The organism is Micromonospora sp. NPDC023956 (assembly GCF_040639195.1).
Taxonomy (GTDB): domain Bacteria; phylum Actinomycetota; class Actinomycetes; order Mycobacteriales; family Micromonosporaceae; genus Micromonospora.
On record NZ_JBEZZN010000009.1, the window covers coordinates 197,356 to 213,676 of the forward strand.

At 71.3% G+C, this 16,321-nt stretch carries 15 protein-coding genes; 9 read left to right on the plus strand and 6 right to left on the minus strand.

All coding sequences use genetic code 11. From position 1 onward, the window contains the following. Window positions 1-88: 88 nt before the first annotated feature. The 7 genes from AB0F58_RS19305 to AB0F58_RS19335 all read left to right on the plus strand — a co-directional run bounded on the left by AB0F58_RS19305 (window position 89) and on the right by AB0F58_RS19335 (window position 5,955). On the plus strand, window positions 89-1,249 hold the full coding sequence (locus AB0F58_RS19305; RefSeq protein WP_357144324.1) for a glycosyltransferase family 4 protein: 1,161 nt from the start codon (window positions 89-91) through the stop codon (window positions 1,247-1,249). Between the two features lie 82 nt (window positions 1,250-1,331). Continuing rightward, window positions 1,332-1,835 carry a hypothetical protein gene (locus AB0F58_RS19310; protein ID WP_357144327.1) on the plus strand — a complete coding sequence of 168 codons (504 nt, stop codon included), beginning with the start codon at window positions 1,332-1,334 and terminating at the stop codon, window positions 1,833-1,835. 150 nt (window positions 1,836-1,985) lie between these two features. Next, the gene (gene pdxS / locus AB0F58_RS19315) at window positions 1,986-2,903 is read left to right on the plus strand and encodes a pyridoxal 5'-phosphate synthase lyase subunit PdxS (RefSeq protein WP_357144330.1); all 918 of its coding nucleotides are present in this window, start codon (window positions 1,986-1,988) and stop codon (window positions 2,901-2,903) included. A gap of 46 nt (window positions 2,904-2,949) precedes the next feature. After that, window positions 2,950-3,555 carry a pyridoxal 5'-phosphate synthase glutaminase subunit PdxT gene (pdxT, locus tag AB0F58_RS19320; RefSeq protein ID WP_357144333.1) on the plus strand — a complete coding sequence of 202 codons (606 nt, stop codon included), beginning with the start codon at window positions 2,950-2,952 and terminating at the stop codon, window positions 3,553-3,555. A gap of 310 nt (window positions 3,556-3,865) precedes the next feature. Further along, window positions 3,866-4,615, plus strand: coding sequence for a YebC/PmpR family DNA-binding transcriptional regulator (locus AB0F58_RS19325; RefSeq protein ID WP_357144336.1), 750 nt, complete (start codon window positions 3,866-3,868; stop codon window positions 4,613-4,615). A gap of 417 nt (window positions 4,616-5,032) precedes the next feature. Beyond that, the gene (locus AB0F58_RS19330) at window positions 5,033-5,242 is read left to right on the plus strand and encodes a hypothetical protein (protein ID WP_357144339.1); all 210 of its coding nucleotides are present in this window, start codon (window positions 5,033-5,035) and stop codon (window positions 5,240-5,242) included. Window positions 5,243-5,388: 146 nt separating this feature from the next. Beyond that, window positions 5,389-5,955: a GNAT family protein gene (locus AB0F58_RS19335; RefSeq protein WP_357144342.1), complete on the plus strand. Its 567-nt coding sequence runs from the start codon at window positions 5,389-5,391 to the stop codon at window positions 5,953-5,955. An 82-nt stretch (window positions 5,956-6,037) separates the two neighbouring features. Here the strand turns inward: AB0F58_RS19335 and AB0F58_RS19340 are convergent, their stop codons facing one another. From AB0F58_RS19340 to AB0F58_RS19355, 4 genes are all read right to left on the minus strand, one after another. Next, a complete protein-coding gene (locus AB0F58_RS19340) occupies window positions 6,038-6,754 on the minus strand; it encodes a class I SAM-dependent methyltransferase (RefSeq protein WP_357144344.1) in 717 nt (238 codons plus the stop codon). A 236-nt stretch (window positions 6,755-6,990) separates the two neighbouring features. Beyond that, window positions 6,991-7,827, minus strand: coding sequence for a nitroreductase/quinone reductase family protein (locus tag AB0F58_RS19345; protein WP_357144347.1), 837 nt, complete (start codon window positions 7,825-7,827; stop codon window positions 6,991-6,993). A gap of 328 nt (window positions 7,828-8,155) precedes the next feature. Continuing rightward, window positions 8,156-9,103, minus strand: a complete 948-nt coding sequence (locus AB0F58_RS19350) for a permease prefix domain 1-containing protein (protein WP_357144349.1) — start codon at window positions 9,101-9,103, stop codon at window positions 8,156-8,158. Next, window positions 9,100-9,441, minus strand: a complete 342-nt coding sequence (locus AB0F58_RS19355; RefSeq protein WP_357144352.1) for a PadR family transcriptional regulator — start codon at window positions 9,439-9,441, stop codon at window positions 9,100-9,102. Before AB0F58_RS19355 ends, AB0F58_RS19350 begins: the two co-directional genes overlap by 4 nt. Window positions 9,442-9,706: 265 nt before the next feature. Between AB0F58_RS19355 and AB0F58_RS19360 the strand changes: the two genes are divergently transcribed. Continuing rightward, on the plus strand, window positions 9,707-11,248 hold the full coding sequence (locus tag AB0F58_RS19360) for a serine/threonine-protein kinase (protein ID WP_357144355.1): 1,542 nt from the start codon (window positions 9,707-9,709) through the stop codon (window positions 11,246-11,248). Window positions 11,249-11,257: 9 nt separating this feature from the next. Here the strand turns inward: AB0F58_RS19360 and AB0F58_RS19365 are convergent, their stop codons facing one another. Both AB0F58_RS19365 and AB0F58_RS19370 read right to left on the minus strand, forming a co-directional pair. After that, the gene (locus AB0F58_RS19365; RefSeq protein WP_357144358.1) at window positions 11,258-11,884 is read right to left on the minus strand and encodes a hypothetical protein; all 627 of its coding nucleotides are present in this window, start codon (window positions 11,882-11,884) and stop codon (window positions 11,258-11,260) included. After that, the gene (locus AB0F58_RS19370; RefSeq protein ID WP_357144361.1) at window positions 11,881-12,441 is read right to left on the minus strand and encodes an RNA polymerase sigma factor; all 561 of its coding nucleotides are present in this window, start codon (window positions 12,439-12,441) and stop codon (window positions 11,881-11,883) included. The genes AB0F58_RS19365 and AB0F58_RS19370 overlap by 4 nt, the downstream gene beginning before the upstream one ends. Before the next feature lie 216 nt (window positions 12,442-12,657). On the opposite strand from AB0F58_RS19370, the gene dnaE reads away from it, so the two are divergent. Continuing rightward, window positions 12,658-16,188: a DNA polymerase III subunit alpha gene (gene dnaE / locus AB0F58_RS19375; protein ID WP_357144364.1), complete on the plus strand. Its 3,531-nt coding sequence runs from the start codon at window positions 12,658-12,660 to the stop codon at window positions 16,186-16,188. Window positions 16,189-16,321 lie beyond the last annotated feature (133 nt).

A 16,321-nucleotide genomic window follows, 5' to 3' on the forward strand; every position in this document is an offset into this window, starting at 1 on the left:
CGTGAGGAGCGAGGCGGCAGGTGAGCGAGCCGGAGTGCGAGGAGCAGCGGAGCGCCCGCCCCGCGGCAGTGAACGAGAGGCCCCAGCTGTGCGTATCGGCATCGTCTGCCCGTACTCCTTCGACGTGCCCGGGGGCGTACAGAACCACGTCGTCGACCTGGCGGAGGCGCTGATCGGGCTCGGGCACGAGGTGAGCGTGCTCGCGCCCGCCGACGAGGACTCGCCGCTGCCGCCGTACGTCGTGCCGGCCGGCCGGGCGGTTCCGCTGCCGTACAACGGCTCGGTGGCGCGGATCGCCTTCGGGCCGGTCTCCACCGCCCGGGTCCGCCGCTGGATCACCCGGGGCGACTTCGACGTCCTGCACGTGCACGAGCCGCTGACGTTGAGCCTGTCGCTGCTGGCCGTGCTCTCCGCCCGGGGACCGGTGGTGGCGACCTTCCACACCGCGATGACCCGTTCGCGGGCGCTCGCCGCCGCGCAGGGCGTGCTCCAGATCGTGCTGGAGCGGATCACCGCCCGGATCGCGGTCAGCGCGCTCGCCCGCAAGGTGCAGGTCGAGCACATGGGCGGCGGCGCGGTGGAGATCCCCAACGGGGTGACCGTCGCCCGGTTCACCGGCGTGGAGCCGCTGCCCGGCTGGCCGGGGGAGTGCGGTCCGGGAACCGGCGGCACGGTCGGCTTCCTCGGCCGGTTCACCGAGCAGCGCAAGGGCTTCCCGGTGCTGCGGGACGCCTTCGTCGAGCTGGCCCCGCACCGTCCCGGCCTGCGGCTGCTGGTCGCCGGTCCGGGCGAGGCCGACGACCTGTACGACCGGTTCCCGGCCGACCTGCGCGACCGGGTCACCTTCCTCGGCCTGGTCTCCGAGGCGGACAAGGCGCGCATGCTGCGCAGCCTGCACCTCTACGTCGCGCCGAACACCGGCGGCGAGTCGTTCGGCATGATCCTCACCGAGGCGCTGGCCGCCGGGACCACGGTGGTCGCCAGCGACCTCGACGCGTTCCGCCGGGTGCTCGACGGCGGACGGGCCGGGCAGCTCTTCCCCACCGGGGACGCGGGCGCGTTGCGGGCCGCGATGGCCGGCCTGCTCGACGACCCGGCGCGACGGGCGGAGCTGACCGCCTGCGGCGACCAGGTGGTGACCAGCTTCGACTGGCCGGTGGTGGCCCGCCGGGTCCTGGAGGTGTACGCGGCGGCGATCGAGGCCACCGACGGGCGGGTGATCGACCAGGAGTGGGTGGGGCTGGGCTGAGGTGTGGTGACGGTGGTGCGGAGGTGGCCGGTGGTGCCGGCGACGTCCGCGCCGGGCGGACAGGAACGGGAGCAGCACTACGATGCCGGGCATGTGGTGGGTGGTGGGCGCGGTCGCGTCCGTCGTGCTGGTGTCGACGTACCTGGTCTGGACGGCCTCCCGGGTGGAGCGGCTGCACCTGCGCGCGGAATCGGCCGCCCGGGCTCTCGACGCCCACCTGCTGCGCCGCGCGGCGGCTGCGGCGGTCCTGGCGGAGCAGCGCTACGGCGTGGAGCTCTATGCCGCCGCGCGGATCGCCCTGGACGCCGCCCCCGAGGAGCGGGAAACCGCGGAGAACGACCTCACCCGGCAGTTGCGCGCGGTGCGGCTCGACCCGGCGGACCCGGCCTGTGAGGCGGTGATCGCGGCGAGCCGACGTCTGGCGCTGGCCCGGCAGGTCCACACCGACCTGGTCCGGGACGCGCTCACGGCCCGTCGCCGGGTGCTGGTGCGCGTGCTGCGGATGGCGCGGCGGCACGACCGTCCGCGCTACTTCGACGTGGACGACCCCACCCTGGCCCTGGCGGCCGACGTCCCGGCCGGCTGAGCGTGACCTGCTCCCCGACGACGGGATTCCCGGTGATGGTCGTCACAGAGCAGGCCACTCGGGGCGTGATTGGCTGTCGGCCGGATGTTGACCCGGACGTAGCATTTCCGTGACCTGAGCACCCCCCGACACGCCGAGGAGCTATCACCCGTGTCCGAATCCACCCCCCAGCCCGCCACCGCCACGCCCGTCGTCGGCACCGCCCGCGTCAAGCGCGGCATGGCCGAGATGCTCAAGGGCGGCGTGATCATGGACGTGGTCAACGCCGAGCAGGCCAAGATCGCCGAGGACGCCGGGGCGGTCGCGGTGATGGCCCTGGAGCGGGTTCCGGCCGACATCCGCGCCCAGGGCGGCGTCTCCCGGATGAGCGACCCCGACATGATCGACGGCATCATCAACGCCGTCTCCATCCCGGTCATGGCCAAGGCCCGGATCGGCCACTTCGTCGAGGCGCAGATCCTCCAGTCCCTCGGCGTCGACTACGTCGACGAGTCCGAGGTGCTCACCCCGGCCGACTACGCCAACCACATCGACAAGTGGGCGTTCACCGTCCCCTTCGTCTGCGGCGCGACCAACCTCGGCGAGGCGCTGCGCCGGATCACCGAGGGCGCGGCCATGATCCGTTCCAAGGGCGAGGCCGGCACCGGTGACGTCTCCAACGCCACCACCCACATGCGCAAGATCCGTCAGGAGATCCGCCGGCTCCAGGGGCTGCCCACCGACGAGCTGTTCGTCGCGGCCAAGGAGCTCCAGGCCCCGTACGAGCTGGTCAAGGAGATCGCCGAGACCGGCAAGCTGCCCGTGGTGCTCTTCACCGCCGGTGGCATCGCCACCCCGGCCGACGCCGCGATGATGATGCAGCTCGGCGCCGAGGGCGTCTTCGTCGGCTCCGGCATCTTCAAGTCGGGCAACCCGGCCCAGCGCGCCGCCGCGATCGTCAAGGCCACCACCTTCCACGACGACCCGGACGTGCTGGCCAAGGTGTCCCGGGGACTGGGCGAGGCGATGGTCGGCATCAACGTCGACGAGATCCCGCAGCCGCACCGTCTGGCCGAGCGGGGCTGGTGAGCGCGACGAGCCCGACGGTGCGAGATCCGGGAAGGTTGGTGAGCAGGTGACGGCACCCACGATCGGGGTGCTCGCGCTCCAGGGCGACGTCCGCGAGCACGTGCACGCCCTCGCCGGCTGCGGCGCGGACGCCCGCCCGGTCCGCCGCCCCGAGGAACTGGACGCGGTCGACGGGCTGGTCATCCCCGGCGGGGAGTCCACCACGATCAGCAAGCTCGCCGACATCTTCGAGATGCGGGAGCCGATCGACAAGCGGATCGCCGCCGGCATGCCGGTCTACGGCTCCTGCGCCGGCATGATCATGCTGGCCCGGGAGGTGCTCGACGGCCGCCCCGACCAGCGTGGCTTCGAGGCGGTCGAGATGACCGTCCGGCGCAACGCGTTCGGCCGGCAGGTCGACTCGTTCGAGGCGCCGGTGACCCTGACCGGCATCCCGGGGGAGCCGTTCCACGCGGTCTTCATCCGGGCCCCCTGGGTCGAGCGGGTCGGCGACGAGGTCGAGGTGCTCGGCACCGTCACCGAGGGGCCGGCCGCCGGACGGATCGTCGCCGTCCGGCAGGGCAACCTGCTGGCCACCTCGTTCCACCCGGAGCTGACCGGCGACCTGCGGCTGCACGCGTACTTCGTCGACCTGGTCCGCGCCGCCCGCTGACCGGCCGTCCGCCGGCCGCGTCGCGCGTCGGCCGCTCCGCCGGCCCCTTTGCGGTCTTTCGGCGATGTCGCGGTGTTCCCCTCGCGGGACACCGCGACATCGCCGATTTGGGGCCGCTCGCCGCAGCCCGTGGTGGTGGTGTGACAGCGACCTGGGGAACCTCGGTAGGATTGCCGCGGTTCGGCAGGGCCATCGCCCGCCGTAGCCCTCCACGCGGAGTCGACCGGCCGCCCCCGCCGCCGGCGTCGAGGTGCCGTGGCGTGGGCGCGGGCAGTCGACGCAGGCGTGGGTCAACAGACGGAGGTACGAGATGTCCGGCCACTCAAAGTGGGCGACCACCAAGCACAAGAAGGCCGTCATCGACGCCAAGCGCGGCAAGATGTTCGCCAAGCTGATCAAGAACGTCGAGGTGGCGGCACGGACCGGTGGCGGCGACCCGGCCGGTAACCCGACCCTCTTCGACGCCATCCAGAAGGCCAAGAAGAACTCCGTACCGAACGACAACATCGACCGCGCGGTCAAGCGCGGCTCCGGCCTGGAGGCCGGCGGCGCCGACTACCAGACCATCATGTACGAGGGGTACGGCCCGAACGGCGTCGCGCTGCTGATCGAGTGCCTGACCGACAACCGCAACCGCGCGGCGACCGAGGTGCGGACGGCGCTGACCCGCAACGGCGGCTCCTTCGCCGACGCCGGCTCGGTGTCGTACATGTTCTCCCGCAAGGGTGTGGTGATCGTGCCGAAGGCCGACACCAGCGAGGATGACGTGATGCTGGCCGTCCTCGACGCCGGGGCCGAGGAGGTCAACGACCTGGGCGAAGCCTTCGAGGTGGTTTCCGAGCCGGGTGACCTGATCGCCGTGCGCACCGCCCTCCAGGACGCCGGCATCGAGTACGAGTCCGCCGAGTCCGCCCTGATCCCCAGCGTGAACGTCCCGCTGGACGAGGAGGGCGCGCGCAAGGTCTTCAAGCTCATCGACGTCCTCGAGGACTGCGACGACGTGCAGAACGTCTACGCCAACTTCGACATCTCCGACGAGGTCATGGCGGCCGTGGGCTGATTCCCGCAGCTTCCTTTTCCTGCTCGACGGCGGCGGCACCGAACTTCGGTGCCGCCGCCGTTTTTCTGTTTCCGGAAGGTCTTTTCCGCTTTTGCGAATGCGGTGGAATTCTTGTAGTGTAAATCAGCGTAACTTTGGTGGCCGGGCAGCTCCGCTGGAACCTCGAGATGCCATTATGGGTGCAATAAGAAGGGCCACCGGGATGAAGGCGGCTGGCTAGATGGAAGATTCTTTTGCTAGCGTGGGAGGGCTCCCTCTGCCCGCTGCTCTACTGCGTGCCATTCGCGAAGGGCGGTGGAACCCGCCGAGATCGGTCGATCTTATTCGGGGAGTTTTCGGTGACGAGCCGGACTGGCCGCAATTTTATGACCTTGCAACGATGGCTAGGCAGAATAGCTATTTCAAGCGAAGTTGCCGATGGAAATCGAGGAAGAGCTTTTTGGTGGTGGCGGGGTTGGTGTTGATCCTGCGCTTGCGGTTCTGGTGGGCTCGCTTGGGATCGACATATCAGTGGCCCTTGACTACCGTTCCTGTAGTGAAAATCCCCGGATCATATACTTGGCGCCAGATGGCTGGCGTGAAGTGGCACCTAATTTTGGTGCTTTCTGCCAGCGGCTTGGCTTGTAGGGGTCGTGTTTGTGCGGTGCCTGATGCGGGTGCTTTCCTGTAGATCGAGCTTGGGGGTGCGCCGGGCGGTGGCCTGTGGCGTGGATCGCCGCAAGGTCCTTGGTAGCGGTGCCTCGTTGTGGCGGCGTGAGGCGTACCCTGCCGGGGTGCTGAATCCCGACTACCCGATCCGTACCGAGCGGCTCGACCTGCGTCCGTTCACGGAGGGCGACTTCGCGGCGCTGCACGCATACCAGTCCCGCGCGGACGTCGCCCGCTATCTCTACTGGGAGCCGCACGACGAGGAGGCGACCCGGGAGGCGCTGGCCCGCAAGCAACGGCGGACCGCCCTGCGGGCCTCCGGTGACGTGCTCGACCTGGCCGTGGTGGTCCGGGAGACCGGCCAGCTCGTCGGGGACGTCCTGCTGTTCTGGGTCAGCGTCGAGCACCGGCAGGGGGAGGTCGGCTACGTCTTCCACCCCGACCACGGCGGCCGGGGCTACGCGACCGAGGCGGCCCGGATGATGATGGAGGTCGGCTTCGACCTGCTCGGGCTGCACCGGGTCGTCGGCCGGCTGGACGCCCGTAACACCGCCTCGGCGCGGGTGCTGGAGCGGCTGGGCATGCGCCGCGAGGCGCACCTGCGGGAGAGCGAGTTCGTCAAGGGCGAGTGGACCGACGAGGTGGTCTACGCGATGCTCGACCGCGAGTGGGAGACGCGACGTCCGGTGTGACGGTCCCACCGGCCGCCCCACCGGTCCGTCCGGCACCCGCCGGCAGCGGGTGAGCCACCACCGCGCCCGGTCGAGGGGCGGATCAGGCCGACTCGCCCACCGAGTAGACGCTCCACGGCCAGTGGTCGCCCTTGCCCTGCGCGACGAGGCTGAAGCCCGCCTCGCGGACCACGTCGTCGTAGTCGGGGGAGTAGTACACGATGGTGATCTTCTGCTTCCGCTTCTTCGTCGCGGCGACCAGGTTGCGCATCACGGTGTCGAAGACGGGCGGCCCGAACGGGGAGAACAGGTAGACGATCAGGTTCTCCGGGGGAACCACGAAGTCGACCGCGTCGACGGCGAGCAGTTCGATCTCCCGGCACGCCACCGGCCCGGTGTAGCGCTCGACGTTCTCCTTGGCCTGCCCGATGAAGGAGGGGGAGAAGTCCACCCCGACCACCTTCTTGTACGGCTGCTCCGCCGCGAGCAGCACGACCCGCCCCTTGCCGCAGCCCAGATCGACGAAGACGTGCTCGCCGTGGTCGATCTGGCCGACCGTGGCCATCATCCGGTCGAACTCCTGCTTGCGGGTGGGCAGGTAGTGGGAGGCCTCCTCCTGGTGCGTCCCGATGCTGTCGATGTCGGCCAGGCCGACGATGCCGTTGGTCTCGGTGCCGAACCGCTCGTCGAAGCGTTCCCGCCGCTCGTGGCGGCGGATCCGGATGTACTCGGCGCTGTCGACCAGGGCCTCCTTGAGGGTGGAGTCCCGCATCGTCTGTCGGAAGATCTTCCAGTCGGTGCGCAGATCGGCGATGGTCAAGACGGTTCACCTGTTCAGGAGGGTGGCGGAGTCGGTGGAGCTCCGCACGCCACCAGACCGGTTCGCTTCATGATCTGGGCGGCGTCCGGCAACTGTCCAGAGTGTTCGGCCAGTCCACCCGGCCAGGAATTGTGCACCGGTCGGGCGGTGGCGTGACGGCAGGAGATACCCATGGTCGAGGGTTCGGCTACGCCCCGGAGTCCGACCGGGGCCGGACTCCGGGGCACGGCGTCGGCTCAGCCCGCTGCGGGGTCGTCCATCAGCGGGATGAGATGGTCCTCCTCGTACGTCAGGTGTGCCTCCAGCTCGCCGGTGAGCCGGTCGACCTCGGCGCGCAACCGTGCCGTGTCGACGGCGGTGTCGGCGAGCAGCCGTTGGAGCTGGGCGAGGAGGTCGGCGATCCGTTCGTGTTCGACCCGGAGCCGGTCCAGGACGTCGGCGCTGCCGGGCTGACCGGCCAGGGCCGGGAAGATCCCGTCGTCCTCGATCCGGTGGTGGTACTCGAGCCCCTGGCAGAGGGCCAGGCAGTTGATCCGGAGTTGGGCGCCGAGGCCCGGTCCCGACTCGGCGACCTCACGGCGGATCGTGGCGAGTTCCCGCCGGAACGCGTCGTGGACGAGCCGGAGTCCCTCGCCGAACGAGGAGGCGTTCGGTCGTCCGGGAACCACCTCGGTCAGGGCGACCACCGGGATGACCCGGGTCGTCCGCGACTGGTAGTCGGCGTAGCCCGGGGCGACCTCGACGATCCGGGCGAAGATGCGGTCCCGCTCGGCGCCGGTGAGGACGCTCGCCTCGGCCCGGTAGGTGGCCACACCGTTCTCGACGGTGACTCGGGGGTCGGCCCGGATGTTGTGGTACCAGGCCGGGTGCCGGGGTGAGCCGCCCGCCGAGGCGACGACCAGCAGCCGGTCCCCGCTGTCCGGGAGGTAGCCCAGTGGGGTGGTGTGCGGTCGCCCGGTCCGTGCCCCGGTGGTGGTGAGCAGCAGGAGCCGGCTGTCGGCGAACATGCCGCCGACCCGCCCGTTGGTGGCCCGGAACTCGTCGATGATGGCGTCGTTGAAGTGGTTCGGCAATTCCCGTTCCTTCTTTTCCGCGTCAGGGGTCGCCGGCCGCCGGTGCGCGTCGCGCACCGGCGCGGCGGGAGGATGCGGCTGCGCGCCGGGCCCGTGGTCGGGCAGGGCGGAGCCGTGGGTGGTGGAGCTGACGGAGGAAACGGGGGAGAGGTGGCCCTCTCGCCGACCCGGCGGTCACGCCAGGGCCGGGAACCTCACGCGTTCGTGGCCCATGGCCGACCCGGCAGTCACCCGGTGACCCTAGACCACCACGCTACGGCGCGACCTCCCCGGGTACGCGAACCGGTCCGGCACGCCCCGTGACGTGCCGGACCGGTTCGGGTACGGATCAGGTACGGCTGCGGTACGCCTTGACGACGCTCTCGACGATGTCCCAGAGAATGACCAGCACCGTGCCGACGGCCACGACGGTGGCGACGGTGGTCAGGTTGTCGCCCTCACCGAGCCAGCGCAGACGCTCCACGAGGTCGGGGTTGATCAGCCGGTCGGTCAGCAGCAGCCAGACCAGCGGCACCGCGAACGCCAGGTCCAGCAGCACCTTCCCGGCGACTAGCGGCCACGTCCAGCGCCCGACCCGGTACTTGACGATCTCGAAACCGATGCAGGCGACCAGGACGGCGATCAGGTACGGCAGCCAGAAGCTCCACAGGGCCGGGTCGAGGATCGGCACGTCACCGCCCTCGCCGTCGGAGACGAAGGAGCGGTAGTGCTGCCAGGGCAGGTAGGCGATGACGAGCACGAGCCAGCCGATCGACGCGCCGGTGTCGGTCAGCGGGATCTGCCGGTCCTCCCGATCCTCCGGCAGCCGGTCCACGGTCCACTCCGGGAGGTTCGGGGTGACGTTGGTGCGCTCCAGCACCGCGAAGACCAGGGTGACCCAGAAGGTGACCTGCACCGCGGTCCAGAGGGCGCTGGTGACGCCCTCACCGATCGCCCCACCGGCGTTGCCGTCGATGGCCTCGATCAGCCCGACGATCGTGCCGACGGTCGCCGGCAGGAAGCTGAGCCAGCGCTTCAGCACCCGTTCCCAGGCCAGGAAGTGGGTCGGGCCGATGAGGTACAGCCGGCGGTCGGCGTAGCGGGCGGCGAGCTGTGCCGGGTCGCCCAGTTCGGTGAGCACCTCCCGTTCGGCGGTGGCGGTGTCCCGCCCGTCCGCCGTCCGGGCCTCGATCATGTCGTCGATCGAGGCACGCAGTTCGGTGGCGATCTCCTCGCGCCGCGCGACCGGCACCGAGCGCAGGGTGGCGGCGAGGTACCGCTCGGTCAGGGACGTCATCGGTCGACTCCTTCGATCAGTCCGGTCAGCGAGGTCTGCACGGTGGCGAAATCGTCCAGGAGCCGGCCCAGCACGGAATCGCCCTCCTCACTGGTCCGGTAGAACTTGCGGGGGCGGCTCTCCTCGGTGTTCCACTCGCTGGTCAGCAGCCCCTGCTCCTCCAACCGCCGCAGCAGCGGGTAGAGCGTGTTGGCGTCGACCGGGAAGCCGTGGGCGGAGAGGCGTTGCAGCAGCGCGTAGCCGTAGTCGGGGCGGCGCAGGGCGACCAGGCTCGCCACCACCACGGTGCCCCGACGCAACTCCTGGAGGTGCGTTCGCAGGATCTCATCGCTGACCATGCGTCACACGATAGTGTGTGGCACACAGCATTGTCCAGCGGTACATCGTCGTGCCGGCCTGTATCAGTGTGTTCGACGCGGGAGGGTGGGCGCGGGCCCGGACGTCACGGGTGTCACGGGCGTCGGCCGCGGCCGACGGGGGACGCGGCCGGCGGCCGTGCGGCGACGGCCGCGCGGAGCCGGCGGGGTGCTGCCGACGGCTCGCCGGTCCGTCTACTGTCGAGCGCGGCGGCGACGCAGGGGTACCGGCGGCGGGGGTGGTGCGGTGACCAGTCCGGAACGGATCGGGTCCTACCGGATCGAGCGGCTGCTCGGCGTCGGCTCGTTCGCGACGGTCTGGCTGGGCCACGACCCGGTGCTCGACTCCTCGGTCGCGATCAAGGTGCTGGCCGAGAACTGGCACCACGACCTGCGGGTCCGGGAGCGGTTCCTCGACGAGGCCCGCCTGCTGCGCCGGCTCGACGACGAGCGGCTGGTCCGGATCCACGCGATCGGGGAACTGGCCGACGGGCGGCCGTACTCGGTGATGGCCCTGGCCGACGGCGGCAGCCTGCGCGACCGGCTGGCGGCCGGCCCGCTGCCCGTGTCGGCCGCCCTGGACCTGCTGTCCGAGATCGCCGCCGGCGTCGCCGTGCTGCACCGCAACGGTGTGGTGCACCGCGACCTGACGCCCGGCAACATCCTGTTCCGCTCCCACCCCGACGGCGAGCGGGTGCTGATCGCCGATCTCGGCCTGGCCAAGGCGCTCGCCGCCGCCTCCGGTCTCACCGCCCGGGCCGGCACCCCCGGCTACATGGCACCGGAACAGGACGATCCGTTCGCGGTCGTCGACACCCGCGCCGACGTGTACGGGCTGGGCCGCCTCGGCGTCCGGCTCCTCCGGCCGGACACCCACCGGGACACCCCGGTTCCGTCGGTTCAGGGTGAGGCGGTCCGGCTGCGCGAGGGCGTCCCGCAGCAGGTGGCGGACGTGCTGCGCCGCGCCACCGCGCCCCGGCCGGCCGACCGCCACGACGACGCCGCCGCCTTCCGCGCCGCCCTGCGACACGCCGCCGCCGCGCCCGCGTGCCGGTCCGGGCCGGGGGACGGTCGGTCCGCTCCCGGGCCGGGGTCCGGCTGCGCTGCTCCCGGGCCGGGGGCCGGTCGGTCCGCCCCCGGGCCGGAGTCCGGCTGGTCCGGATCCCGCTCCGGGGATCGGCCGGTCGCGTCCCCCTCGACGTCGGGAGCCGGCGGTACCGGGCTGTCCGGAGCGCGGCCGGCCGGACGACGGCGGTTCGGGGCCATCGCGGTGGGCGTGGCGGTGCTCGTGGCGGTCGGCACCCTGACCGGGGACACCGCGACCGTCCGCCGCGACGCGGACACCTGGACGAGCGGGCCGATCACGGTCGTGTCGCCCCCCGGATGGCGGGCCGTCGGCACCGGCTGGGCCGGCCAGTACGGTGACGACGGGGACCTGGAACCTGCCCTGCTGGTGTCGCCCGACCCGTACCGGTGGGCGACGGACCCGACGGTGCCGGGTGCCTTCGTCGGCCTCTCCGCCAGCATCGCCGCGCGGACCACCCCCGCCGGCTTCGTCGCCGAACGTCCGCACGCGGCCTGCGCCGCCGCGCCCGTACGGCGCACCCGCCAGGCGGGCGTGGACTGGGTGGTGGCCCTGTTCACGTGCGACCTGGGCAGGCCCGTCATCGTTGAGGCGGCCGGGCTCGGCCCCGACCGTGCCGGCCTGATCTACGTGCAGGTCGTACCCCCGCCGGGCAGCGGCGCGGAATTCGTCGACCGGCTGCTCGCCGGGGTGCGGGTGCGGTAGGCCCGCCGCTCACCGCACCACCACCGTGATCGGGTAGGTCATGCCCTCCTGCGGAATCAGCACCGTCACCGTGCCCGGACGGACGAACCGGATGTCCACCACCCCGCCCGCGTAGCTGCGGGAAACCAGGTCCTCCCGGTCCACGGTCACCTCGCCGGGACCGATCCCGATGATCCGCAGCACCGCGCCGGTGGCGAAGCAGAGCGACGTCACCAGCGCCAACTCGGTCTCGGCCAGCACCAGGTCGTAGCGGACCGCGCCGTGGCAGGAGTCGGGCAGGCCGGTCGGCGACACGGTCGCGGTCGGCGTACGCGTGGACGGAGCCGGGGCGGGGCGTCGCGACGTGGGGACGACGACCGGTCTGCCCGCCGTCGGCGGCGGTGCGGCGGACGTCGCGGACGGCACCGGTGGCCCCGGGGTGCGGGTCGGCGCCACGGACGGCGGCTGGACGGGCAGTGGCGAGACGGGTACGTCGCCGCCCGCACCGCACGCCGCGACCACCCCGGTCAGCGCCACGGCGACCACCGTGGCCGGGACGAGCCGTACCCGCGCTCCGCCCCGCCGCCGGATCGCCCGGTCACGGGCCGGCCGCCCACCGGTGGGGCCGCCGCCCTCCCGCGCGGTTTCCACGGTCACCGCCCCTCTCCGGCCGTCGGCTGTCCGGACAGCCGCAGCCGGAGCTGCCGGCGCGCCTCGTGGATCCGCGACTTGACGGTGCCCTCGGGCAGGTCGAGCAGGGCGGCGATCTCCCGGTAGCTCAGCCCGAGGACATCACGCAGGGTAACCGCCTCGGCGAGTTCGGGACGTACCGCGTCGAGCGCGTCGAGCAGGTCGAGCCGGGTGCCGGCGACCACGCTCGTCCGGCGTGGGTCGGGCGGTTCCGGCAGTGGCACGCCGCCCGCCTCCATCCGCCACCGGCGCCGCAGCACCCGGTAGGTCGAGCGGGCCCGGTTGGCGGTCAGCCGGTACACCCAGGTGTGGAAGGACGACCGGCCCTCGAACCGGGTGATGCCCCGGGCCAGCGCGAGCAGGGCGTCCTGACACGCCTCCTCGGCGTCCTCCCGGTGGGGCAGCAGCCGGGCGCAGAGGCGGAGCACCTCGGGGCGTACCGCGGCCAGCAGCGCGTCCAGTGCCGCCGGGTCGCCCCGCGACGCCGCTCCGGCCAGGTCCTCGATACCGTCCGGGAGGGGCATCAGGTCGTCCCATGCTCGTGTGTGCCGTCCGGCCCAGGCTACGACGGACACCGTCGGCGGGGCCGGTCCGGGTCCGGCACCCGACTGTCGGCGACCGCCCGTCGCCGGTGACCGGCACCACCGGCGTCGGCGCTCCGCGCGGCGTGCTGGAGACGCCTCTCGGGGCGGGGCTAGGCTAGGCCGACTGCCGAAGATCAGACCCGGGGGGCGCTCTGCATGGCCGATTCGTTCGCGCATCTGCACGTGCACACGGAGTACTCGATGCTCGACGGTGCGGCCCGGCTCAAGGACCTCTTCGCCGAGGCGAGCCGACTGGGTATGCCGGCGGTGGCGATGACCGACCACGGCAACATGCACGGCGCGCACGACTTCTACAAACAGGCCATGGCCGCCGGGATCACCCCGGTGCTCGGCATCGAGGCGTACGTGGCGCCGGAGTCGCGCTTCCACAAGAAGCGGGTCAAGTGGGGCCGGCCGGAGCAGAAGAGCGACGACGTCTCCGGTAGCGGTGGCTACACCCACAAGACCATCTGGGCGCGCAACAAGACCGGCCTGCACAACCTCTTCACGCTCACCTCCAAGGCGTACACCGAGGGGTTCTTCGTCAAGTGGCCCCGGATGGACACCGAACTGATCGCCGCACACGCCGAGGGCCTGATGGCCACCACCGGCTGCCCGTCGGGTGAGGTGCAGACCCGGCTGCGGCTCGGCCACGACGCTCAGGCCCTGGAGGCGGCGGCGAAGTACCAGGAGATCTTCGGCCGGGAGAACTACTTCCTGGAGCTGATGGACCACGGCCTCGACATCGAGAAGCGGGTCCGCGACGGCCTGCTGGAGATCGGCCGGAAGCTGGCCATCCCGCCGGTGGTCACCAACGACTCGCACTACACCCACGAGGCGCAGGCCGAGTCGCACGACGTGCTGCTCTGCGTCCAGACCGGCAGCAACATCGCCGACCCGAACCGGTTCAAGTTCGGCGGCAGCGGCTACTTCATCAAGTCCGCCGAGGAGATGCGCGCGGTCGACGGCTCGGACGTGTGGCTGGAGGGCTGCCGCAACACCCTGCTGGTCGCCGAGCGGGTCGACCCGGCCGGCATGTTCGAGTTCCACAACCTGATGCCGCGCTTCCCGGTGCCGGAGGGGGAGAGCGAGGAGTCCTGGTTCCGCAAGGAGACCTTCAAGGGGCTGGCCCGCCGCTTCCCCGGTGGGATCCCGGAGGGGCACGTCGTCCAGGCCGAGTACGAACTGGGCGTCATCATCCAGATGGGCTTCCCGTCGTACTTCCTCGTGGTCGCCGACTTCATCCAGTGGGCGAAGAACCAGGGCATCGCGGTCGGTCCGGGCCGGGGCTCGGCGGCCGGTTCGCTGGTCGCGTACGCGCTGGGCATCACCGACCTGGACCCGATCCCGCACGGCCTGATCTTCGAGCGGTTCCTCAACCCCGAGCGGGTCTCCATGCCGGACGTCGACATCGACTTCGACGAGCGCCGGCGCGGTGAGGTGATCAAGTACGTCACCGACAAGTGGGGCGAGGACAAGGTCGCGCAGATCGCCACCTTCGGCACGATCAAGGCGAAGGCCGCGATCAAGGACTCGGCCCGGGTACTCGGCTACCCGTACGCGGTGGGCGACCGGATCACCAAGGCGATGCCCCCGGCGGTGATGGGCAAGGACATCCCGCTCGGTGGCATCTTCGACCCGAAGCACCCCCGGTACGCCGAGGCCGGCGAGATCCGGGGCCTGTACGAGTCCGACCCGGACGTCCGCAAGGTGATCGACACCGCCAAGGGCATCGAGGGGCTGATCCGGCAGACCGGTGTGCACGCCGCCGGCGTCATCATGTCGGCCGAGCCGATCATCGAGCACATCCCGCTGATGCGCCGGGACTCCGACGGCGTGATCATCACCCAGTTCGACTACCCGACGTGCGAGTCGCTCGGGCTGTTGAAGATGGACTTCCTCGGCCTGCGCAACCTGACGATCATCGACGACGCGGTCAAGAACATCGAGCTCAACCACGGCGAGAAGCTCGACCTGCTGGCCCTGTCGCTGGACGACAAGCTCGCCTACGAGTTGCTGGCCCGGGGCGACACGCTCGGCGTGTTCCAGCTCGACGGCGGGCCGCTGCGGTCGCTGCTGCGGATGATGAAGCCGGACAACTTCGAGGACATCTCCGCGGTCATCGCGCTGTACCGGCCCGGCCCGATGGGCGCCGACTCGCACACCAACTACGCGCTGCGCAAGAACGGCCTCCAGGAGGTCACCCCGATCCACCCGGAGCTGGAGGAGCCGCTGCGGGAGGTCCTCGCCCCCACCCACGGCCTGATCGTCTACCAGGAGCAGGTGCAGCGCGCCGCACAGATCCTCGCCGGCTACAGCCTCGGCCAGGCCGACCTGCTCCGCCGGGCGATGGGCAAGAAGAAGAAGGAGATCCTCGACAAGGAGTTCGTCCCGTTCCGGGACGGCTGCCGCGAGCGCGGCTACTCCGACGAGGCGATCCAGGCGGTGTGGGACGTGCTGGTCCCGTTCGCCGGGTACGCCTTCAACAAGGCGCACTCCGCCGCGTACGGGCTGGTCTCCTACTGGACGGCGTACCTCAAGGCGCACTACCCGGCCGAGTACATGGCCGCGCTGCTCACCTCGGTCGGTGACGACAAGGACAAGATGGCGCTCTACCTCTCCGAGTGCCGACGGATGCGGATCCAGGTCCTGCCGCCGGACGTGAACACCTCCGCCGGGCCGTTCACCCCGGTCGGGAAGGACATCCGGTTCGGGCTCGCGGCGGTCCGCAACGTCGGCGCGAACGTGGTGGCCTCGGTCATGCGCTGCCGGGAGGAGAAGGGCGAGTACGCCGACTTCTACGACTTCCTGTCGAAGGTCGACGCGGTGGTCTGCAACAAGAAGACCATCGAATCCCTGATCAAGGCCGGGGCGTTCGACGCGCTCGGCCACTCCCGCAAGGGCCTGCTCGCCGTGCACGCCGAGGCGATCGACGCGTACGCCGACGTCAAGCGCAAGGAGGCGGTCGGCCAGTACGACCTCTTCGGCGCCGGGTTCGGGGACACCGACACCACCAGCACGACCGTGATGCCGGTGATCGGCGAGGGGGAGTGGGACAAGCGGGACAAGCTCGCCTTCGAGCGGGAGATGCTCGGCCTCTACGTCTCCGACCACCCGCTGTTCGGGCTGGAACACGTCCTCGGCGCGGCGGCGGACTGCACCATCGTCGCGCTCTCGGAGGAGGGCTCGGTGCCGGACGGGGCGGTGGTCACCCTCGCCGGCATCCTTTCCGGGGTGCAGCGCCGGGTCACCAAGCAGGGCCGGGCCTGGGCGTCGGCCACCCTGGAGGACCTGGCCGGCGGGGTGGAGACACTGTTCTTCCCCAACACCTACGAGGTGATCGGCCAGTACATCGCCGAGGACGCGATCGTGGTGGTCAAGGGACGGGTGGACCGCCGCGACGACACCCCCCGGATCATGGCCATGGACATGCAGCTGCCCGACGTCACCAGCAACCCGGCCAGCAAGCCGGTCACCCTGACCATTCCGGTGCACCGGTGCACCCCGCCCCTGGTGGAGCGGCTCAAGGAGACCCTGGTGCTGCATCCCGGCGACACCGAGGTGCACGTGAAGCTCCTCAACGGCGGCAAGGTCACCACGCTGCGGCTCGGTCCGTTCCGGGTGGCCGCCACCACCGCGCTGATGGGGGACCTGAAGAGCGTGCTCGGCCCGGCGAACGTGAGCTGAACCCGCGCGACCCCGGGCCGTCCGCTGTCCGCTGTCCGCCAGGCCGGGCTGGCGCCGTCCGCTGCCCCGTCTGTGCGGGCAGCTCCACAGTCTCCGGACCCCCACCGTCCCGCTGGGCGGGGGCGTGGGCGTG

Excerpts from the sequence above, each read along its gene's own strand:
- AB0F58_RS19330 (WP_357144339.1), top strand. The coding sequence starts at position 5,033 with ATGGAAATCGAGGAAGAGCTTTTTGGTGGTGGCGGGGTTGGTGTTGAT.
- AB0F58_RS19325 (WP_357144336.1), top strand. The coding sequence starts at position 3,866 with ATGTCCGGCCACTCAAAGTGGGCGACCACCAAGCACAAGAAGGCCGTC.
- AB0F58_RS19370 (WP_357144361.1), bottom strand. The coding sequence starts at position 12,441 with ATGCCCCTCCCGGACGGTATCGAGGACCTGGCCGGAGCGGCGTCGCGG.
- dnaE (WP_357144364.1), top strand. The coding sequence starts at position 12,658 with ATGGCCGATTCGTTCGCGCATCTGCACGTGCACACGGAGTACTCGATG.
- AB0F58_RS19355 (WP_357144352.1), bottom strand. The coding sequence starts at position 9,441 with ATGGTCAGCGATGAGATCCTGCGAACGCACCTCCAGGAGTTGCGTCGG.
- AB0F58_RS19310 (WP_357144327.1), top strand. The coding sequence starts at position 1,332 with ATGCCGGGCATGTGGTGGGTGGTGGGCGCGGTCGCGTCCGTCGTGCTG.
- AB0F58_RS19350 (WP_357144349.1), bottom strand. The coding sequence starts at position 9,103 with ATGACGTCCCTGACCGAGCGGTACCTCGCCGCCACCCTGCGCTCGGTG.